The 21,629-nt window shown below is 33.5% G+C and carries 16 protein-coding genes; 13 read left to right on the top strand and 3 right to left on the bottom strand.

All coding sequences use genetic code 11. The features are described from left to right. Positions 1 to 79 precede the first annotated feature (79 nt). Positions 80 to 1,333: an ornithine--oxo-acid transaminase gene (rocD, locus tag L1276_RS20410; RefSeq protein ID WP_253791107.1), complete on the bottom strand. Its 1,254-nt coding sequence runs from the start codon at positions 1,331 to 1,333 to the stop codon at positions 80 to 82. Between the two features lie 194 nt (positions 1,334 to 1,527). On the opposite strand from rocD, the gene L1276_RS20405 reads away from it, so the two are divergent. The 4 genes from L1276_RS20405 (at position 1,528) to L1276_RS20390 (ending at position 4,893) form a co-directional block, all read left to right on the top strand. Then, positions 1,528 to 1,980 carry an Lrp/AsnC family transcriptional regulator gene (locus L1276_RS20405; protein ID WP_253791104.1) on the top strand — a complete coding sequence of 151 codons (453 nt, stop codon included), beginning with the start codon at positions 1,528 to 1,530 and terminating at the stop codon, positions 1,978 to 1,980. Positions 1,981 to 2,087: 107 nt separating this feature from the next. Further along, entirely contained in the window at positions 2,088 to 2,861 is a 774-nt protein-coding gene (locus tag L1276_RS20400; protein WP_253791102.1) for a dienelactone hydrolase family protein, read from the top strand. A gap of 34 nt (positions 2,862 to 2,895) precedes the next feature. Beyond that, positions 2,896 to 3,867, top strand: a complete 972-nt coding sequence (locus L1276_RS20395) for a DUF3667 domain-containing protein (RefSeq protein ID WP_253791100.1) — start codon at positions 2,896 to 2,898, stop codon at positions 3,865 to 3,867. 6 nt (positions 3,868 to 3,873) lie between these two features. Beyond that, positions 3,874 to 4,893 carry a M28 family peptidase gene (locus tag L1276_RS20390; RefSeq protein WP_253791098.1) on the top strand — a complete coding sequence of 340 codons (1,020 nt, stop codon included), beginning with the start codon at positions 3,874 to 3,876 and terminating at the stop codon, positions 4,891 to 4,893. Between the two features lie 143 nt (positions 4,894 to 5,036). Here L1276_RS20390 and rho read toward each other — a convergent pair whose 3' ends face one another. After that, positions 5,037 to 6,854, bottom strand: coding sequence for a transcription termination factor Rho (gene rho / locus L1276_RS20385; protein WP_253791096.1), 1,818 nt, complete (start codon positions 6,852 to 6,854; stop codon positions 5,037 to 5,039). 184 nt (positions 6,855 to 7,038) lie between these two features. Here rho and L1276_RS20380 point away from each other — a divergent pair, with 184 nt between their 5' ends. From L1276_RS20380 to L1276_RS20370, 3 genes are all read left to right on the top strand, one after another. Beyond that, positions 7,039 to 7,455 carry a DUF4293 domain-containing protein gene (locus L1276_RS20380; RefSeq protein ID WP_253791094.1) on the top strand — a complete coding sequence of 139 codons (417 nt, stop codon included), beginning with the start codon at positions 7,039 to 7,041 and terminating at the stop codon, positions 7,453 to 7,455. Positions 7,456 to 7,616: 161 nt separating this feature from the next. Then, positions 7,617 to 8,273: a response regulator transcription factor gene (locus L1276_RS20375; protein ID WP_253791092.1), complete on the top strand. Its 657-nt coding sequence runs from the start codon at positions 7,617 to 7,619 to the stop codon at positions 8,271 to 8,273. 39 nt (positions 8,274 to 8,312) lie between these two features. Next, positions 8,313 to 9,233 carry a sensor histidine kinase gene (locus L1276_RS20370; RefSeq protein ID WP_253791089.1) on the top strand — a complete coding sequence of 307 codons (921 nt, stop codon included), beginning with the start codon at positions 8,313 to 8,315 and terminating at the stop codon, positions 9,231 to 9,233. A 2-nt stretch (positions 9,234 to 9,235) separates the two neighbouring features. Here L1276_RS20370 and L1276_RS20365 read toward each other — a convergent pair whose 3' ends face one another. After that, positions 9,236 to 9,730, bottom strand: coding sequence for a metallophosphoesterase (locus L1276_RS20365; RefSeq protein WP_253791087.1), 495 nt, complete (start codon positions 9,728 to 9,730; stop codon positions 9,236 to 9,238). 271 nt (positions 9,731 to 10,001) lie between these two features. Between L1276_RS20365 and truA the strand changes: the two genes are divergently transcribed. From truA to L1276_RS20335, 6 genes are all read left to right on the top strand, one after another. Next, complete coding sequence (gene truA, locus L1276_RS20360) at positions 10,002 to 10,736, top strand: tRNA pseudouridine(38-40) synthase TruA (protein WP_253791085.1); 735 nt, start codon at positions 10,002 to 10,004, stop codon at positions 10,734 to 10,736. An 82-nt stretch (positions 10,737 to 10,818) separates the two neighbouring features. Next, positions 10,819 to 12,573, top strand: coding sequence for an ABC transporter ATP-binding protein (locus tag L1276_RS20355; protein WP_253791083.1), 1,755 nt, complete (start codon positions 10,819 to 10,821; stop codon positions 12,571 to 12,573). 15 nt (positions 12,574 to 12,588) lie between these two features. Next, positions 12,589 to 14,160, top strand: coding sequence for a histidine kinase (locus L1276_RS20350; RefSeq protein ID WP_253791081.1), 1,572 nt, complete (start codon positions 12,589 to 12,591; stop codon positions 14,158 to 14,160). A gap of 85 nt (positions 14,161 to 14,245) precedes the next feature. Further along, positions 14,246 to 16,843, top strand: coding sequence for a zinc-dependent metalloprotease (locus L1276_RS20345; RefSeq protein ID WP_253791079.1), 2,598 nt, complete (start codon positions 14,246 to 14,248; stop codon positions 16,841 to 16,843). An 18-nt stretch (positions 16,844 to 16,861) separates the two neighbouring features. Further along, complete coding sequence (locus tag L1276_RS20340; RefSeq protein WP_253791077.1) at positions 16,862 to 20,200, top strand: SusC/RagA family TonB-linked outer membrane protein; 3,339 nt, start codon at positions 16,862 to 16,864, stop codon at positions 20,198 to 20,200. A gap of 11 nt (positions 20,201 to 20,211) precedes the next feature. Next, on the top strand, positions 20,212 to 21,531 hold the full coding sequence (locus L1276_RS20335) for a RagB/SusD family nutrient uptake outer membrane protein (RefSeq protein ID WP_253791075.1): 1,320 nt from the start codon (positions 20,212 to 20,214) through the stop codon (positions 21,529 to 21,531). The last annotated feature ends 98 nt before the right edge of the window (positions 21,532 to 21,629 follow it).

Genomic DNA, 21,629 nt, shown 5'->3' with positions numbered 1-21,629 from the left:
CAATTTTAAGAAAACAAAAAAGCTGCAGAAAATTAATCCCGCAGCTTTAAACTTTATAATAGTAAGAGTAGTATAGATCTTAAGCTTTAAATTCATTTAAAGATTTCTCAATAATTTCTAGACATTCATTAATTTGCTCTTCTGTCATAACCAAAGGCGGTGCAAATCTAATTTTATTACCGTGTGTTGGTTTTGCCAATAATCCGTTGTCTCTAAATTTTAGACAGATTTCCCAAGCCAAATCAGAATCTTCTCCGCTGTTAATTACAATTGCATTCAAAAGTCCTTTACCACGAACTAGTGTAATTAAGCTGTTTTTTTCGGCAATCTTGTTTAACCCATCTCTCAAAATAATTCCTAAACGTTCTGCATTTTCGGCTAATTTTTCGTCTTTCACTAATTCCAGAGCTGCAATAGCAACGGCTGCCGCAACGGGATTTCCTCCAAAAGTAGATCCATGCTGTCCCGGCTTGATTACATTCATGATTTCATTATTACATAAAACTGCCGAAACCGGATAAACTCCGCCAGAGATTGCTTTTCCTAAAATCAAAATATCAGGCTGTACGTTTTCGTGGTGAACGGCTAATAATTTTCCTGTACGTGCAATTCCCGTCTGCACTTCATCTGCAATAAATAAAACATTATGTTTTTCACACAACGCTTTTGCTTTCGCCAAATATCCTTCAGACGGTACATATACTCCTGCTTCACCCTGAATAGGTTCAACTAAAAATCCTGCAATATTTTTTGATGATTCTAAAGCCTTTTCAAGAGCGTCAAGATTATCGTATTCTATTTTTATAAATCCGTCTGTAAAAGGACCAAAATTTTTACGGGCTGTTTCATCGTTAGAAAATGAAATGATTGTAGTCGTTCTTCCGTGAAAATTATTCTCGCATACAATTACCTGTGCCTGGTTTTCAGGAATGCCTTTTACTTCATAAGCCCATTTTCTACAGACTTTTAATGCCGTTTCAACAGCTTCTGCACCAGTATTCATTGGCAGTACTTTATCAAAACCGAAATATTTTGTAATGTATTCTTCGTAGTTTCCTAATTTATCATTGTAAAAAGCACGAGAAGTAAGCGTTAAGGTCTGCGCCTGATCTATCATCGCTTTCACAATTTTTGGATGGCAATGTCCTTGATTTACCGCAGAATAAGCAGATAAGAAATCGTAGTATTTTTTCCCGTCAACGTCCCATACATAAACACCTTCTCCTTTTTCTAACACTACAGGAAGCGGATGATAATTATGTGCTCCGTATTTATTCTCTTTTTCGATCAAAACTTCAGATTTTGACGAAAGTATTTCTTGAGTATTTGCCATGATAATTTTATTTTTTCTGAAACAAAAATATAAAAATTATTTATTTTAAACCAAAATTAAAGTATTTTTAACCTTATTTAAGTTTTAAAAAATAAATATAACTTATTTTAAACCAAATTAAAGTCATTTTAAAAAATTTGGCTTCAAATTCAAATGAGAGTTTTTTTATCTTTACAAAAATTAAAATTAACGGCATGGATATGTTAGATGAATTTGACGTAAAAATCATCAAAGAGTTAGAAAAAGACGGCCGAATTGCTTATTCGACAATTGCATCTAATTTAAAAATTTCAAATACAATGGTGCATCAGCGTATAAACCGTTTGTTTGAACAAGGCATAATTACGGGAATCAAACCCATTTTAAATGAAAAACAAATTGGGTACGACTGGGCTTCTTTTACCGGAATTACATTAAATAAAGATTCAGATTCTGAAAGAGTTATTGAAGCCTTAAAAGAAATCCCGGAAATTACAGAATGTTATTTTGTAACGGGTTCATTTACTCTTTACTTAAAAATTACAGCAAGAAACCATGAACATATGCGTAAAATATTATATGAAAAAGTCGATAATATTCCGGGAATAGCCAAAACCGATTCGATGATCGAATTAGGATGCGCTTTTAAGAGAAATGTCTCTTTGTAAGAAATCTGAATTTCATTCAATTTTAAGAATATAAACCTCGCAAGAAATAACTTGCGAGGTTTTTTTGTAACATTTTATTTCAGATATTTGTTAAAAATTGTAAAAAAATGAAAAATTCGATCGCACTTATTTTTGCTGTAATATTGTTTTCAACTACTATGAACGCACAACTAAAACCCGTAAAATATTCTGAAGGAAGCCAGAATTTGAATGGTTTATTTATTAAATCGGCTAAAAAAAGCAATAACAATCCGGGAATTTTGCTTTTACCGGCATGGCTTGGAATTGACAATGCATCAAAAGGTATTGCCGAAGATTTATCTAAATTAGGCTATCATGTTTTTATCGCTGATATCTATGGTGAAGGAAATTATCCAAAAAATACTGGTGAAGCTGGTAAACAAGCTGGTTTTTACAAAGCAAATCACGAAGCTTATCAAAAACGAATCAATGCCGCTTTACAGGAATTAGTTAAATCCGGAGCAAATGCAGATAATATTGTGGCTATTGGGTATTGTTTTGGAGGAACTGGAGTTTTAGAAGCTGTTCGAGGAAATTTGAATGTAAAAGGAATTGCTTCGTTTCACGGTGGTTTAGGTAAAGATGCGGCGAGAAAAACTGAACCAATTTCTGCCAAAGTTTTAATTTGTCACGGAGCTGATGATCCATTTGTGTCAAAGGATGAAATTACTTCTTTTCAGCAGGAAATGCGTGATTCTAAAGCCGACTGGCAGATGATTTATTATGCAAACTCTGTGCATTCATTTACCAATCCTGAAGCTGGAAACGACAATTCTAAAGGCGCTGCTTATAACCCGATTGCCGCCAAAAGATCTTTTGGACATTTACAACTTTTTTTAAACGAAGTCCTTAAAAAATAAACTGATAAAACTACCAAAACCAACCAAAAAACCAATGTCACACAACAAAATTAGAGAAGACAAAACTTGTTTAAACTGTAAGCACGTTGTAGAGCAAAAATTCTGTCCCAATTGCGGACAGGAAAACAGCGACAGCCGGAAAACTTTTCATCATTTATTTGTTCATTTTTTTGAAGATTTAACGCATTATGAAAATGCTTTCTGGAAAACCATAAAAAATCTGCTTTTTAAGCCTTCTACACTTACTAAAGAATATCTTTCCGGAAAACGTTTGTCGTATCTTGCTCCGGTTCGTCTTTATATTTTTATCAGTTTTATTACCTTTTTATTGATTGCTATGTTTCCCAGTAAAATAGATAGTGACATTAATAAAAGTGAAAATGAATTAAATAAGGAAATTGACAAAGCTACTAAAGACCTGAATATCAAAAAGAAAGACAAAAAATACTTTCATATTTTGAACATGAAGAAAATTGATTCTATTCAGAAATATGGAAAAGAAGAAGAGAAACTTAATACCACCAGCTACTGGTTTGCTGAAAAAGCAAGTCACGTCACTGAGAAATACACAAAAAAAGAGATTTATGTAAAATTCGCAGAAGCTTTTTTTCACAATCTTCCTAAAATTCTATTTATTATTATGCCGTTTTTTGCTTTTTTCTTGTGGCTTTTTCACAATAAGAAAAAATGGTATTATTTTGATCACGGGATCTTTACGCTTCATTATTTTTCCTTTCTTCTTCTCATTTTCCTCATAATGTTTATAATAGACAGGATTATAGGTTTGTTTGGAGAAGACAGTCCGCTGAGTTATATTTCGACAATAATCAATTTCGCTGGTACAATATGGATGTCGTATTATTTTTATCCGGCACATCATCGCTTTTATGGAGAAAGCAGAATTGTATCGTTTGTTAAAAGCGTTGCATTATTCTTTATAAATTTCTTTTTTATTCTATTTTTACTTACAATTTACATTTTATACACATTCATCAATTTACACTAATACGAAATGAAAAAAATCCTCATTTTATTTTTAATCGCCACCACAGCGTTTTCATGTAAAAATGCGCAGCCGGCTGCTTCCAAAGACAATTCAGATCCCTCTAAATACGTCAAGCTTATTTCTGAAAAAGACCTTAAAACAATGCTTTATGTTGTAGCTTCAGATGAAATGGAAGGCCGTGAAACGGGATCTGCGGGACAGAAAAAAGCAGGTCTTTATATGATTGACCAATACAAAAAAAGCGGTATATCTTTCCCAAAAGGGGCTTCAGATTTTTATCAGCACATTCCGGCATCTTACCTAAATGCCAGACGCAATCAAAATTTACCAGATTCAGAAAATATCTGGGCTTACATCGAAGGTTCTGAAAAACCGGATGAAGTTTTAGTTATTTCAGCACATTACGATCACGTAGGAATTAAAGATGGCGAAGTGTATAACGGAGCTGACGATGATGGTTCTGGAACTGTAGCGGTTATTGAAATGGCTAAAGCTTTTGCTAAAGCTAAAAAACAAGGACACGGGCCAAAACGTTCTATTTTGTTTTTGCACGTAACAGGGGAAGAACATGGTTTGCATGGATCTCGTTTTTACTCAGAAAATCCTCTTTTTCCAATCGCAAACACTATTGCTGATATCAATATTGACATGATTGGCCGTCGTGATGTGGAACACGCTAACACAAACAATTATGTATATGTAATTGGTGCTGACAGATTATCATCTGACCTGCATAATGCGGTTGTTGCTCAAAACGAAAAATACATCAAAATGGACTTAGATTTTAAATTTAATGACCCTAAAGATCCTAATCATTTTTATGAGCGTTCTGATCACTATAACTTCGCAAAACATGGTATTCCGGCTATTTTCTTCTTTAATGGAGTTCACGAAGATTATCACGGAAAAGGCGACGAACCTGAAAAAATCGAATACGACGCTTTAACCAAAAGAACAAAACTTGCTTTTGTACTTGCCTGGGATTTAGCAAATAGAGAAAACAGACCGGTAGTTGATAAGAAATAAGGGGCTAAGATTCTAAGGAGCTGAGTTTCTGAGATTCTAAGATAAAAAACAAAAAGGGATGAGTTTTATAAACTCATCCCTTTTTTATATTGTGAACTAAAGTGATAGAAAAACTTAGAATCTCAGAACCTTAGCAACTTCTTTTAGTCATTCATCGAGATCAAAAACTCTTCGTTATTTTTTGTTTTCTTGAAACGCTCGTTTACAAAATCCATAGATTCTACAGGATTCATATCTGATAGATATTTACGCATGATCCACATTCTTTGTAACGTTTTCTCGTCAAGTAATAAATCATCACGACGCGTACTTGAAGAAGTAAGATCGATTGCAGGGAAAATACGTTTGTTGGCAATTTTACGATCTAATTGAAGCTCCATGTTACCGGTTCCTTTAAATTCTTCAAAGATTACCTCGTCCATTTTAGAACCTGTTTCTGTTAATGCAGTTGCGATGATACTTAATGAACCACCATTTTCTACATTTCTGGCCGCTCCAAAGAAACGTTTTGGTTTTTGTAATGCATTAGCATCAACACCACCACTTAAAACTTTTCCTGATGCCGGCTGTACCGTATTGTAAGCTCTTGCTAAACGTGTAATAGAATCTAATAAAATTACAACATCATGTCCGCATTCTACTAAACGTTTTGATTTCTCTAAAACGATATTAGCGATTTTTACGTGTTCTTGCGGTTCTCTGTCAAAAGTTGACGCAATAACTTCACCGCGAACACTTCTCTGCATATCTGTAACCTCCTCCGGACGCTCATCAATTAAAAGAACGATTAAATACACTTCTGGATGATTTGCCGCAATTGCATTTGCAATATCTTTTAAAAGCATTGTTTTACCCGTTTTTGGCTGCGCAACGATCATTCCACGCTGACCTTTTCCAATAGGAGAAAACAAATCAATAATTCGAGTTGATACAGAACTGCCTTTTTCGGCTAATTTAAATTTTTCAGAAGGAAAAACAGGTGTCAGGTGTTCAAAAGAAACTCTGTCGCGAACAACCTGCGGATCGTGTCCGTTAATTTTTAATACACGAACAAGAGGGAAAAATTTCTCGCCTTCTTTTGGAGGACGAACAACGCCTTTTACAGTGTCTCCGGTTTTTAAACCAAATAATCTTATTTGTGAAGTCGATAAATAAATATCGTCTGGTGATGCTAAATAATTATAATCAGAAGAACGTAAAAATCCGTAACCATCAGGCATCATTTCAAGAACACCTTCACTTTCGATAATTCCGTCAAATTCAAAATCTGAATCCCTGAAATTATTGTTCTTTTTATTTTTATGATTTTGATTTTGATTCTGGTTTTGATTCCCATTATTACCATTTCCGTTCCCATTTTGATTTGGGTTTTGATTTTGATTCGGATTTTGATTTTGGTTGGGATTTTGGTTTTTATTTTGATTAGGATTAATCTTTTTAACCGGGGCAGTATTTTCAGTTTTTTCAGCAGTTGGTTCAGCTGGAGCATTTTCTGTAACTTCTTCTGGAGAAATTACTTCTTTTGTAGCCTCTTTTTCTTTTTGCTGTGCGACCTTTTTTTCATAAGCCGACTTACTAAATTTTACAACTTTTGGACCTTTTGCCTGTGCTGTCTTATTTTCAGATGTTTCTTCAGCTTGCACTGACTGTTTTTCTTCAACAGCCTCAGGAGCTTCAACTTCTTTAGCAGTTTCCTCTACAGCATCAAATTCTAGAACGGGAGCGCTTTTACTGACTGTTTTTTTTGCAGGAGCAATTCGGGCTCTTTTAGGTTTATCATTGTTTGCTTCCTTTTCTGCAACAGCTTCTGCGGGCGGTGCTGAATCCGCCTCTTGATGCGCTAAAATCTGAGTAATCAGAGTATCTTTTTTAACGCCATTAATCTTTATTGTTTTAGCTAACTTAGCTATTTCTTGAAGCTCAGAAAGCTTCATTTCTTTTAATGCAGAAATATCAAACATGAATGTTCTATGAGTTTAATTATTTTAAAGGAAAATACTGTAAAAAGAATAGGTAGATATTTTATTTCAATTGACCGCAGTATGAAGTGCTTACGGTATTTTGATGCAATAATACGAATAAAATTTAATCATACAATAGTATTTTAAAAAAAGAAAATATATTTTTGTAAAACAATTTCAAGTTATGTTACAACGAATTCAAACCGTATATCTAATTCTAACCTTTGTAGTAACAGGGGTTTTAATGTTTTTTACGCCGCTTTGGACCCTAAATACAGGTAAGCCATTTTACTTTATGCAAGATCAGGTTTACACTATAATTTTAGGTTTAAGCACAATGCTTACTATCATTAGCATTATTTCATACAAAAAAAGACAAAATCAGTTTGTAATGGGCAGACTGAATATAATATTAAATTTAATTTTATTAGGATTATTTGTATATCGTTCTCTAAATTTATCTGGAGAAACTGTTAACGCCGTTTCTGAGAAAGGTATTGGGATGTTTCTTCCTATTGTTGCTATCGTATTATTAGTTTTAGCTAATAAGGCCATCAAAAAGGATGAAGATCTTGTAAAATCTGTAGACCGTTTGAGATAAACCTATAAACTTAATTTTTTGTGCGAAGAGAACCCGAATTTTTATTCGGGTTTTTTTGTGGCTTATTTTTCCTCTTGTAACATAATATCTGAAATCATTACCAAATATTATTTTTGTAAGATATTTTATTCATAAATTTGCGTTTTGCACAAAAACCATTTATGAATAAAATAAAAATACATCTTGCCGATGATCATCAGGTGCTTATTGACGGACTGAGCAATTTACTGCAGACGGTTTCAAACTTTGAGATTGTGGGCAGTTCATTGAATGGTACAACTATATACGATGATGTAATTCAAAATCAGGCCGATATTTTAGTTCTGGACATCAGCATGCCTGTAAAAGACGGCATTGAAGTTTTAAAAGAATTTAATCAAAAAGGGCTTCCTTGTAAAGTGATTATTTTATCGAGTTATGATGATCTTAAGATCATTAAAGAAGTAATGAAATTAGGCGCTAAAGGATATTTGACTAAAAAGTGTGCCGGCGAAAATATAATCGAAGCTATTGAAGCTGTTAATGAAGGACAGGAATACTTTTCGGATGCAGTAAGAGAAAAAATTTTTAGTATGTTTTCTCAAAACAATCCAAAACTAAATCAGAATGTTTATATCGAAAACCCCATTTTAAGTCCAAGGGAAATTGAAATTACAACACTGATCTGTCTGGAATACAGCGGAAAAGAGATAAGTGAAAAACTTTTTATCAGCATAAATACTGTTGAAACGCACCGAAAAAACATTATGAAAAAACTCAATATAAAAAACACAATCGGGCTTGTAAAATATGCTTTAAAAAATCATTTAATCAATTAGTAATTCAATTTACGAAATACTTAAAATCAAACAAAACATATGTTTTTTATTAGAATTCTAATAGTAGCTTTTTTCTTTATATCGACAGAAAATATGGTTTTTGGCCAAAAGCCTGCTCCTTCTGAAAAAAGAGAAGCATCCTCTATTGAAACCTCAAAAAAAACAGCTGTTTCTAAGAACATTAAGCAAGAACAATTACTAAATAAAAAACTGATTAGTTTGTCTTTAATTTTAGTTGTTTTATTATTTTTCCTTATTTATTATGCATATCAAAATAACCGATTAAAACAGAAAATTAAACGTAAAGACACTAAGCAGAAAATACTTTTAAATGTAATAAATGCAGGAATTGACAGTCAGGAAACAGAACAAAAAAAGATTGCTTCCTTTTTGCATGATAATATAAATTCGCTATTATCTTCGGCCGGACTGCATCTAAATGTTTTTACAACAAAAAACAACATCCAATCTGAAGAAATTCAAAAAGCAAAAACTATTCTGGCCGAAGCCCACGACCTTTTACGCGATATATCACATGACCTCGTTCCTACTCTTTTGGTTCGTTTCGGTTTAATTTATGCTTTGGAAGATTTGTGCGAAAGAAATTCTAATTCGAGTATTCAGTTTAAATTTTCAAGTTCAGTTTCAACAGATACCCGATATTCTGAAAAATTTGAAACGAAACTTTATTTTATTGTCTCAGAGCTGCTAAGCAATATTATAAAACACAGTGAAGCACAAAAAGCTCAAATTTCACTGCACGAAAATAACAATCATTTAATCATTATAATTCACGATAACGGAAAGGGCTTTGATGCAGAAAAACTTAACGAAATTGAAGGTTTTGGTTTAAACCGAATCAGAGTGAGAATTAAAAAATTAAAAGGTAATTTTTCTATTATTTCCAGAGCGAATGAAAATACAGGAACTTCTATTAAAATAAAAGTTCCAATTTTGTAATTTTATTTTTTACCAATTTCTATAATCTCCAGATCTTTTATTTTATCCTCTTCTATTACAAAACGAAGCATAGTCCGCATTTGGTGAAAACCACTTTTCCCTGCCGCACCTGGATTCATATGTAATAGATTATTCTTTTTATCAAACATCACTTTTAAAATATGCGAATGTCCGCAGATGAATAATTTAGGTGGATTCGAAGCCATTTCTTCCCTAATCGCAGGATTGTATTTTCCTGGATAACCGCCAATATGTGTAATCCATACCGAAACATTTTCGCACATGAACCTATTATGTAATGGAAATTCCAATCTCGCTTTTGCATCATCAATATTTCCATAAACACATCGCAGCGGTTTTAGCTTTTTTATTGTATCAGTTACATTTAAATCGCCAATATCACCTGCATGCCAAACTTCATCGGCCTGAGCGACATATTTTAAAATAGTATCATCAATATGAGAGTGCGTATCGGAAAGCAGGAGGATTTTTTTCAATTTTCTATTGAGGTGCAAAGGTTGACAGATGCAAAGGTACAAAGGTTTTTCTTGTAGAAAAACATTATAACGCGTCTCAATTCTCTTTTATATTTATTTACTATTTGGATATTAGATGCACTGCTGTGCGCGTCTATAAATTACATCGTATGATAATCATCCTAAAAAAACTTTTCACTTCAGAACCTTAAAAAAAACTCAGCCTCTTAGTATCTTAGAACCTTAGCCACTTTTTTTCGTACCTTTGCACTTCAAAACCTCTGTCCCTCACATGAGATATTTTATTCATTTTGCTTATAACGGAACTCACTATCATGGCTGGCAGTTTCAACCTAATGCTTCATCAGTTCAGGAAACTTTAAATAAAGCGCTTTCGGTTTTATTAAATTCGACCATAAATGTTATGGGCGCCGGAAGAACAGATACTGGTGTTCATGCCGAGGAAATGTATGGTCATTTTGATTTAGAAAAATCAATTGATATTCCTGTTTTGGTTCATAAACTGAATTCGTATTTACCTAAAGACATTGCGGTTTACAATTTAATTTCGGTTCATGATGATGCGCATTGTAGATTTGATGCGACAAAAAGAACATACGAATATCATATTAATACGATAAAAAATCCGTTTTTAGAGGGATTAAGCTGGTATGTAAATCAAAAATTAGATATTGATTTAATGAACGAAGCTGCAAAGATCTTGTTAAACCATATCGATTTTCAGTGTTTCTCAAAAGTAAATACAGATGTTAATACTTTTGACTGCACGATTTTTGAGGCATATTGGAAACATGAAAACAACAAACTCGTTTTTACAATTTCGGCGAATCGTTTTTTACGAAACATGGTTCGGGCAATTGTAGGAACTTTAATTAATATAGGATTACACAAAATCACTCTGGCTGATTTTGAAAATATTATTGCCAGTAAAAACAGAAAAAAAGCTGGATTTTCGGTTCCGGCGCATGGTTTGTATTTAACCAAAATTTATTACGATTACCTATAGCTTTAAGCTGTAGGCTGTAGGCAATAAGCTTTATACTTTGCGCCTAAAGCTTATTGCATAAAGCTTAAAGCTTAAAAAATAAATGAAAGCAAAAGCATTTGATACCGGTTTATTTAAACGAATTTTAAAATATACGAAACCCTATAAATGGCGTTATTACGGCGTTATTATTTTTGCGGTTTCACTCTCCATTTTTGCCGCACTGAGACCTTACTTATTAAAACAAACGGTCGACGGCTATATTAAAACGCACGATAAAACGGGTTTACTGTTGTATATTATTTTAATGGGTGCTGTTTTGGTAATGGAAGTTTTTTCTCAGTTTTACTTTGTCTTTTGGGCCAACTGGCTCGGGCAGGATATTGTAAAAGATATTAGAACCAAGCTTTTTAAACACATTTTAAGCTTTAGGATGAAGTATTTCGATTTGGTTCCGGTAGGGCAATTGGTTACCAGATCAGTTTCGGATATTGAATCGATTGCTCGTATTTTCAGTCAGGGATTGTTTATGATTATAAGTGATTTGATGAAAATGCTTGTGGTTTTGATTTTCATGTTTTATATGAATTGGCAGCTGACCTGGATTGTAGTTGTTGCGATGCCTCTTCTGGTTTATATTACCCGAATTTTTCAGCGTAAAATGCAAATCGCTTTTGAGGAAGTTCGTACGCAGATTGCTAATATGAACTCGTTTGTTCAGGAACGCGTAACGGGAATGAAAATCGTACAGCTTTTTAATCGTGAAAAAATTGAAGCCGAAAATTTCAGGGTTATAAATGACAAACACAGAGTTGCCTGGATTAAAACCATTTTGTACAACTCGATCTTCTTCCCTATTGCCGATATTATTTCGTCGATTACTTTAGGCCTGGTTGTGGTTATTGGAGGGTTTAAAATTTTAAATGGTGATAACTTTACCACCTTTGGAGATTTGTTTTCTTATACAATGTTTATCGGAATGCTTTTTAATCCGTTAAGGCAGATTGCAGATAAATTCAACGAAATGCAGCTGGGAATGATTGCTGCAAATCGTGTTTTTGACATTATCGATACTCAGGATCACATTCAGGATACAGGTACAATTGAAGCTCCGGTTTTTAACGGAACTATCGATTTTAAACAAGTTCGTTTTAGTTATATTCCCGAAGAAGAAGTTATAAAAGGTATTGATTTATCTGTAAATGCAGGACAAACCGTTGCCATTGTTGGTTCAACAGGAGCTGGAAAATCGACTATTATTAATTTGCTGAATCGTTTTTATGAAATTAGCAGCGGAACGATTTGTATTGATGGAGAAAATATTGAGAATTATACTTTGGCTTCACTTCGAAAACAAATTGCTGTGGTTTTACAGGATGTCTTTTTATTTGCCGATACGATTTACAATAATATTACACTTCATAATCCAGAAATTACCCGCGAAAAAGTTTTGGATGCCGCAAAGAAAATTGGTGTTCACGATTTTATCATGAGTCTTCCGGATAATTATGATTTTGATGTTAAGGAACGCGGCGTGATGCTGTCGTCTGGACAAAGACAGCTGATTGCTTTTTTACGTTCGTATGTCAGTAATCCAAGTATTTTGATTTTGGATGAAGCAACTTCGTCAATCGACAGCTATTCCGAAGAATTGATTCAGCGTGCGACAGAAACGATTACAAAAGGAAGAACTTCTATTATTATTGCGCATCGTTTGGCAACCATCGTAAATGCTGATAAAATTGTGGTAATGGATAAAGGTTTGATTGTGGAACAAGGAACGCATCAGGAATTATTAATGAAAACTGATGGGTATTATAAAAACTTATACGATTCTCAATTCTCGGTTGCGAATTAAATTACTGATACTTCTTTGAAATTTAGATTAAAAAAAATAACATCCCGACGCGCCTTTTTAATTTATATAGGTGTCACTATTCTCATTACTGTTTCTTCTGTATATATATTGAGTAATTTGATTACTGATCTTACCGAAAAAGCGAATGAAGAATCAGCACAGCGTAACTTTATTAAAAAGCAGGAATTTTTTTTGCAGGAATTCTCGAAATTTCTGGAACAGGAAAACAGAATAAAGCATGTTTTAAAAATAAGCAACCTCGATAATTTAGCTTCGAACCTTCGTGTTTTGTCTTCGGTTCAAAATACCAATTTATTGATAGCCGATAATTGGTTTCAGATAAATGATAATAAAATTCAGTTTGGAACCGATTCTGTTTCTGATGCCGTAAAAAAAAATGCCGAAGATTTTATCAAAAAAAATAAAGATCAGGATCATATCAGTGTTATTATTCCGCAGGGAAAGGAATGGGTTTGGAGAATTTATTTTAAACTCATTTCAAAAAACACAGTAGTACGTTATGGTTACGACATCAACTTAAAAAAACTTGTTGATTATTTTTCTACTGTAGATATCAAATCGACTAATAATTATGCTTTTATTTTTGATAAATCAGGAAGATGTATTTATCACCCCGAATCGAATTTTATAGGAAAAAATATTTATGAGATTTCTTCTACCCGTGCGATTGACACGATATTTCCTAAAAAGCAGGATTATGTAAAAAGAGTCACTATGTCTGAATATCTAAAACTGGATGTAATCAGATTTACAAAAAAACTAGATCTTAAAAATTCATGTTGGTTTGTATGTGTTAATTTCCCCAAAAATATTATTAACGAAAATACAGCGTTAATTGAAAAATATTCAACCTGGATTTATTCGATAACAACGGTAATGCTTTTGCTGATTTTCTATTTATTTTCGTATGCCAACAGACGTGCTTATAAAGAGAAAGGAATTGCCATTAAAGAAAAAAACAGGCTTCTTGTAGAGAATGAAAAAATCATCAAAGAGAAAGCACTTATTCAGCTCCAGCATTTAAAGGAACAGATTAATCCGCACTTTCTGTTTAATTCGCTCAACTCACTTTATATGTTAGTGGGAACCGATGTAAAAACAGCGCAGAAATTCACTTTGAATCTTTCGCGTATTTATCGTTATTTAATTGATCCGCCGGAAAAAAATATTGTATCACTTAAAGACGAATTATTATTTATTGAAAAATATATCTTTTTACAGCAGACTCGTTTTAAGGAAGAATTATTCTTTTCTATAAAAATAGAAGATGAAGGAGCTCTTGATAAATATCTTCCGTATCTGGCATTTCAGGTTGTGGTCGAAAATGCTATTAAGCACAATAGGGCAACGCACGAAAATCCGCTGACAACTCAAATTCTGGTTCAAAAAGATCAGGTAATAATTACTAATAATCTTCAAAAAAAGACACACAGTGAACCCAGCACAAATTTTGGGTTAAAATATCTTACGAGCATCTATAATTTCTACTCCAGAACCAATTTAACAACCTCAGAAAAAGACGGCAAATTCGTATGTATTCTGCCATTAATATCTATTCACTCCTAAAAAAAAGCCATTCACTCCGTTTTGTTTTTTTTCTGAACTAAAATCGAATAGTTTCGACGAAAATTAACTTTAACTTAACATCAAAATGAAGGAAAAGGCATTCCTGCATAATGTAAAATTATTCTGCTTACTAATTTTATTATTATTCATTCCTGTTACAGTTCTTTCTCAAAAGAAAAAGAAAAAAGAAACAGAAAGTGAAATTGTAAAAAAAGATTCTACTGACGCCAAAAAAGGCAAAAAATATAGTGACCTTATAAAAAAGGGAACTGTTAAAAAAGGACTATTCAATATCATTCAGGTTAAAACCGATGTATATTTTGAAATTCAGGATAGTTTGTTTAAAAGAGAATTTCTAATTGTAAACAAATTATCTCAGGTTCCTTATGATATTAACGAAGCTGGATTAAATAAAGGAATGAATTATGAGAATAAAGTTATTTCCTTTTATAAAGATACAATTGCAAAGAAAGTCTGGGTAAAGACATATCAGCCTAAGGTTTCTTCTCCTAAAGAAGATGCTATCACAGCTTCTGTTATTGACAATTTCTCTGAATCGATTATCGAAGTTTTTGATATTGAAACTAAGAACAACGATTCGACTTCGGTTGTAATTAAAGTAAACAAGATTTTTGACGGAAAACAAAAAAGCTTTAATGATGTAATGGGCAACATTGGCTTAAACGGTTCTGTAAAATCTGATTTATCCTATATTGAGGGATTAAAATCTTTCCCTAAAAACATTGTTGTAAAATCACAGATGACAACTTCACTTAGCGACGGAGGTGCTGCAGTACCGATTACGCTTGGTGTGACAACTAATATTATTTTATTGGATAAAACCCCAATGAAACCTCGTTTTTCTGACAAAAGAATTGGATTTTTTACTGAAAAGCATTGGTATTTTGCCGATGCACAGCAGGCAATGCTTGAAAAAGAATTGATTACCCGCTGGCGTTTAGAACCAAAGAAAGAAGATGAAGAACGTTATTTGAAAGGTGAATTAGTAGAGCCGAAAAAACCAATCGTTTATTACATCGATCCTTCTACTCCAAAACAATGGAGAAAGAATATAATTGATGGGGTACACGATTGGCAGGCAGCTTTTGAAAAAGCCGGATTTAAAAATGCCGTTATTGCAAAAGAACCTACTGAACAAGATTTAGATTTTGATATTGATGATGTGCGTTATTCTGTTATTACGTATGCCGCATCTCCAAAATCAAACGCAATGGGACCCTCTGTGGTTGATCCAAGAAGCGGTGAAATTATCGAGGCCGACATTATCTGGTGGCATAATGTAATGACTTCGCTTCAAAGCTGGATGCGTATTCAGACTGGACCGATTGATCCAAAAGCACGCGGAAATAAATTCAGCGATGAACACATGGGAGAAGCAATTCGTTTTGTATCGTCTCATGAGGTAGGCCATACTTTTGGTCTAAAACATAACATGGGTTCTTCTTATGCTTATGATGTAGAATCTTTAAGATCTAAAGAATTCACAGCAAAAATGGGCGGTACTGCTCCTTCTATCATGGATTATGCACGTTACAATTATGTAGCACAACCGGAAGATAACGTAACGGTTATTACTCCAAAAATTGGTGAGTACGACAAATACGCAATCGAATGGGGTTACAGATGGTATGGTCCAAACGAAAATGAAACGGCAAGACTAAACGAAGCTATTGCAAAACATCAAAACGACCCGATTTATTTTTACGGCGAGCAGCAATTTGGCCCTGCAATTGATCCTCGTTCACAGTCTGAAGATTTAGGAAATGATGCTGTAAAAGCTAGCGAATACGGTTTAAAAAACTTAAAACGTGTTGTAGATAATATCTTAAACTGGACATACGATAAAGATCAGTCTTACCATGAAACTGGCAAACTGTATATTGGAACTATCGGACAATGGCACATGTACAATGGTCATGTAGTGGCTAATGTTGGCGGTGTTTATTTAAATACAACGGTTCACGGTGATAACAAACAAAGCTATGTTCCTGTTCCTGCAGCAATGCAGAAAAAAGCAGCTGATTATTTAGTTAAAAATGTAATTACGATTCCGCAGTGGTTGTTTTTCAATGACATTTTAGACAAAACAAATCCGCTGAAAGATTCTCCTATTGGACCTTATGAGTACACGCCATACACGCTGGCAAGAGAATTACAATACGATCTTATGTATAGTTTATTATACGATGACCGTTTGCTCCGAATGACAGAAAATGAATTATACCAGCGAAATAAAACCAATGAGAAGGTTTTTACCGTAAATGAATTGTTTAAAAAAATACACCAAAGTGTATTTGCAGGAACTATCCAAAACAAATCACTTACTATTCTGGAGCGTATGACACAAAAGAATTATGTAGATGTTTTAATTGTTTCGACAAATAAATTATTTGAAAAAACGGATGCTAAAAAAACAATCGAAATACAAGAAACATTACAAATGCCTCATTTATGTTCTATAGATGATGCACATACGGCAAGAAACATTAATAACTATTTTTTAAAAAGAGTTACAGAAGTAACGTCTGATAAAAAAGGAGAATTATCAAAAGTGCTTCAGTTGTTAAAACTAAAAAAGAGCACCGGAGATCAATCGACCCAAAACCATTACCGCGATTTAACACAACGAATCGAAAAAGCCCTGAATAATACAACCTTTTAATAATTACAAACCCAAAACATGAAAAAAATTCTACATGCCTTACTGCTGTTCCTGGCCATCGCAGGATACTCGCAGGAAACCCGAACTATTACGGGGATCATTCAAGATGAAGCAGACTTGTCGCCAATTCCTGGTGCGTCTATCTTTGTTGAGAATAATTCCATCTCAAACAAAACTGCTATGGCAGGTATTATTCAAAGTGAAGCTATTGGAACTACTACAGATTTCGATGGTAAATTTACTTTGAAGATCGCAAAAAATGTTACTTCATTGAGAGTTGTTTTCATGGGATACAAATCGTATACTCTTGAATTAGACGGTCAAAAAAATTATACAATTAACTTAAAATCTGAAACAGCAAAACTTCAGGAGGTTGTAGTAACTGGTTACCAAAAAATCGAGAAAAGAAAACTTACTGCAGCGGTTACCAAAATCGACATGGCTGCAATCCAGCAGACAGGGGTTTCGAGCATTGACCAATTATTAGTTGGACAAATTGCCGGTGTTGCTGTAAGTACTCCATCTGGAGCACCTGGAGCACCTGCTAAAATTAGAATCAGGGGTACAGCTTCTCTAAACGGTGCACAAGATCCTTTATGGGTATTGGATGGTTTACCATTAGAAAGCAATGATGTTCCTAAAAACTTCGATAAGGATAACATCGATGTATTAAACAACTATTCTATCGCTGGTTTAAACCCAGATGATATTAAAGATATTACAATCTTAAAAGATGCTGCTGCAACAGCTATTTACGGTGCTCGTGCAGCAAATGGTGTAATTGTGGTTACAACTAAAAAAGGTAAAGCTGGTAAAATGGTTGTTAACTTTAACACAAATACCTTTATTACACAAAGACCTGAGTTTTCTAAATTAAACTTAATGAATTCAAACGAAAAAGTTGATTTCGAACTTGGTCTTGCTGGACGTGAAGATTTAACATACAGAGCTGATGGCGGAGATATTATGCGTATCTTAAACGGAACAAATCAATTGAATGCATTCAGAAACGGCGGATTCTCTTCTTTAAGCCCTGAAACACAACAATCGATAAATTCTTTAAGAAACAACAACACAAACTGGGGTAACTTATTATACCAAACTGCTATTAATACACAGCACGGTTTAAGTTTATCTGGTGGTGGTGAAAAATCAGATTACTATTTCTCTTTAGGATACTATGATGAAAAAGGGACAACTATTGGAACTGGTTTCAAACGTTACAACGTAACATTGAAAAATAACTACGAAATTACAGATAAATTTAAAGTAGGTGTTTCTCTTTTTGGTTCTGAAAACAAAACTTCATCTTACCTAGTAGATTCTTATGCATTTACGAGTCCTTCTACTTATTCTAGAAACGTAAATCCATATTTAACTCCATACAACGAAGATGGAAGTTATAAATATGATGCTGATATCGTTGGATATTCAGATCGTAAAGTACCTTTTAATTTCTTGGAAGAAAGAGAAAACACTTCTCATGAATTAAAAACAAGAGCTGTAAAAGCTTTATTAGATGCTGAATATAAAGTTACTAAAGATTTAAAAGTAACATCACAATTAGGTTTACAATTAGACAATACATCAAGCGAAAAATTTGCTGGTAAAGACACTTATTTCACTAGAAACTTAAGAGAAAAATCAAGCTATTTTAGCGGTGGAGCGCAAAATTATTTTCTTCCAGTTGGTGGAGTTATACAAAACGCAAACACAGATTTCTTTCAGTACAACTTGAAAACAATGGTGAATTATTCTAAAACTTTAGGAGAAAAACACGAAATTGAAGCAATGGTTGGTAACGAATTAAGAAGAAATTATACAACCTTAGTTTCAACTAAAGGTTTTGGTTTTGATGAGAATAATTTAACGAATCAGCAAATTATTTTCCCTAACGCTGGTTTTGCAAAAGAAGCAGATTGGAAAGCATACTCTAAATCAAAAAATGAAAGTGCTTTTGCTTCATTCTTTGCAACAGCTTCTTATACATACAACAAAAAGTATAGTGTTTTTGGAAGTGTTAGATACGATGGCTCAGATTTATTTGGTGTAGATCCAAAATACAAATATTTACCACTTTGGTCAACATCTGCTTCATGGGCAGTATCTGAAGAGAATTTCTTAAAAGATAACTTAACATTATCTAATTTAAGACTTCGTGCTTCTTACGGTTTACAAGGTAACATCGACAAAAATACTTCTCCTTACGTAGTAGGAAGTAACAACACAGCTATTATTCTTCCAGGTCAGGCAGAACCGGTAATTACTGTAGAAAGTCCTCCAAATGATAAATTACGTTGGGAAAAAACCAGCAATACTAACATTGGAGCTGACATTGGATTGTTTAATAACCGTATCAGCATTGTTACTGATTTATACGGAAGAAAAAGTACTGACTTAATTGGCTTAAGATCATTGCCATTAGAAAATGGTTTTGAATATACTAATATGAACTGGGCACAGGTAAGTAATAAAGGTTATGAAATAACTTTGTCTACAAAAAATATTGACCGCCCAAACTTTAAGTGGAATACAAGCATTAACTTCTCTCACAATAAGAGTAATGTAGATCGTTTGCAAGTAAGAGATAACAGTTACTTACCAAATCAGGAAGGTCATGCTGTAAATGCAGTATTTGGATTTAAAACAAACGGTATCGATGAAAATGGCTACCCGTTATTTGTAAATAAAAAAGGAGAAACTGTAAACGCACAGACTTTCTTTGGATTATATGATGTATGGGCAGATTTTTTCCCGGGAGAATTCTCTGATACAAAATTATCAGCAGCTGAATTTAGAGACTTATTTGTTTATTTAGGAGACAGAGACCCTAAGTTTACAGGAGGTATTACCAATACATTTAAAGTGAGTAATTTTGACCTTACAATTGCAGCTTCTTTTAACATAAAACAAACAGTAACAAGAACTCCTCCCTACAACGGTACACAAGTAGATAGAGGACAAAATTACAGCAAAGATATCTTAGATGCTTGGTCTCCAACGAACACATCTTCTAATTTACCTGGAATTACAAGCCAGACTTCTGGTACAGGAGATTCTTGGATGGCATACCAATATTTTTCTGGAAGAAATCCAATAACTACAATGAACTATTTAGATACATGGGCTAGTGAGATGAGTTATATGAGATTAAGCAGTGTGCGTTTAGGTTATACATTCCCTAAAGCTTTTACAGATCATATTAACATCTCAAGCATTAGATTAAATGTTGAAGCAAGAAACTTATTCGTAGTAAGCTCTGATTACAAAGGTTACTTTGACCCGGAAACTTTTGGAAATATTTATGCACAACCAGTTCCTAAGTCATTTACCTTAGGATGTAATGTAACTTTCTAATAAAATTAAAGATGAAAAAAATCTCAAAATATATTCTACTTTTTGTTGCTGCAATTGCTGTAACAAGCTGTGATGATTATCTGGACGTTCAGCCTATTGGGCGAGTTATTCCGGAAACACTTGATCAATATCGCGCAGTATTAACTAAAGGATACTCTGTTTATCCAAGACACAAATCTTTAACTGCAGTTCGTACTGACGAATTGACATTGAATGAAGACAGCAGTGAGCTTAATCTTTTTAAAGATGTTTATTTTTGGAAAGACGCTAATCCAGACAGCTTTACAACTCCTTTTCAGTATCAGGCTTTATACAATGTAATTTTTTATACAAATGTTATAATCAATGATGCTAACGGAAAATTATCAGCCTCAGCACAGAAAGACCAATTAGTTGGAGAAGCATATGCATTAAGAGCAATGGCTTATTTCGATTTAATTAACCTTTTTGGAAAACCATATAACGCTTCAACTGCTGCTTCAGATAAAGGAGTTCCTTTAGCGTTGCAGATTGATTTAGAGCAGGCGTACCTTCCACAAAGTGTTGAAGTAATTTACAATCAGGCTATTTCTGACGTAGAAAAAGCGGGTCAGTTAATTAATTTAGAAACTCAAACAAAAGGAATCAACTACCGTTTTTCTAAAGTTTCATTATACAGTTTAGAAAGCCGTATTTACTTATACCAGCAAAAATGGCAGAAATCTCTTGATGCTGCTAACAAAGCATTGGCAATTAACAGTAATTTAGTTGATTTAAAAGCAACTCCTGTTTTAGCAAACAAATACGACTCAAAAGAATCTATTTTAGCTCTTGAAGATATGTATTCAACTGGTCTTAAAGGAACTTCATTTGCATCAGCAGTTTTACTTGGAGCTTACAACAAAACTACAGATTTACGTTACCCTCTTTACTTTACAGGAAGCGGAAGCCGTGTTAGAATTCAAAAAGGTGTTGATGATGAGCAAAAATGCAGCTTCAGAACTTCTGAATTGTATTTAATAAAAGCTGAGACATTATTAAAATTAGATAATCTTGCTGATGCTAAAACAACTGTTTTAACTTTCATCAAAAACAGATATACACCAGCTGGATTTACACAACTAGAAAGCGATGTAACAGCAATGACTGCTGCTGATTTAACAACATTCATTTTAGCAGAAAGACAACGTGAGTTTGCAGTTGAAGGGCAGCGTTGGTTCGACTTAAGAAGAACAACTCAAAAAGAAATCGTTCACTCTTTCAATGAAGAAGAAGGAACTTTGATACAAAATGATCCGCGATATACAATTGCTTACCCAGCAGGCGCGAGATTAAACAATCCCAATCTATAAGTTACCTATTGTTTTTTTGAAAAAGGTCCAGTTGCAAAACTGGGCCTTTTTTGCTTTTTACACAAAAAGTATATTTTAATCACAACAAAAATTAAAAC

The organism is Flavobacterium sp. HSC-32F16 (genome assembly GCF_024171645.1).
Lineage (GTDB): Bacteria > Bacteroidota > Bacteroidia > Flavobacteriales > Flavobacteriaceae > Flavobacterium.
This window is presented reverse-complemented; position numbering and strand designations above follow the sequence as displayed.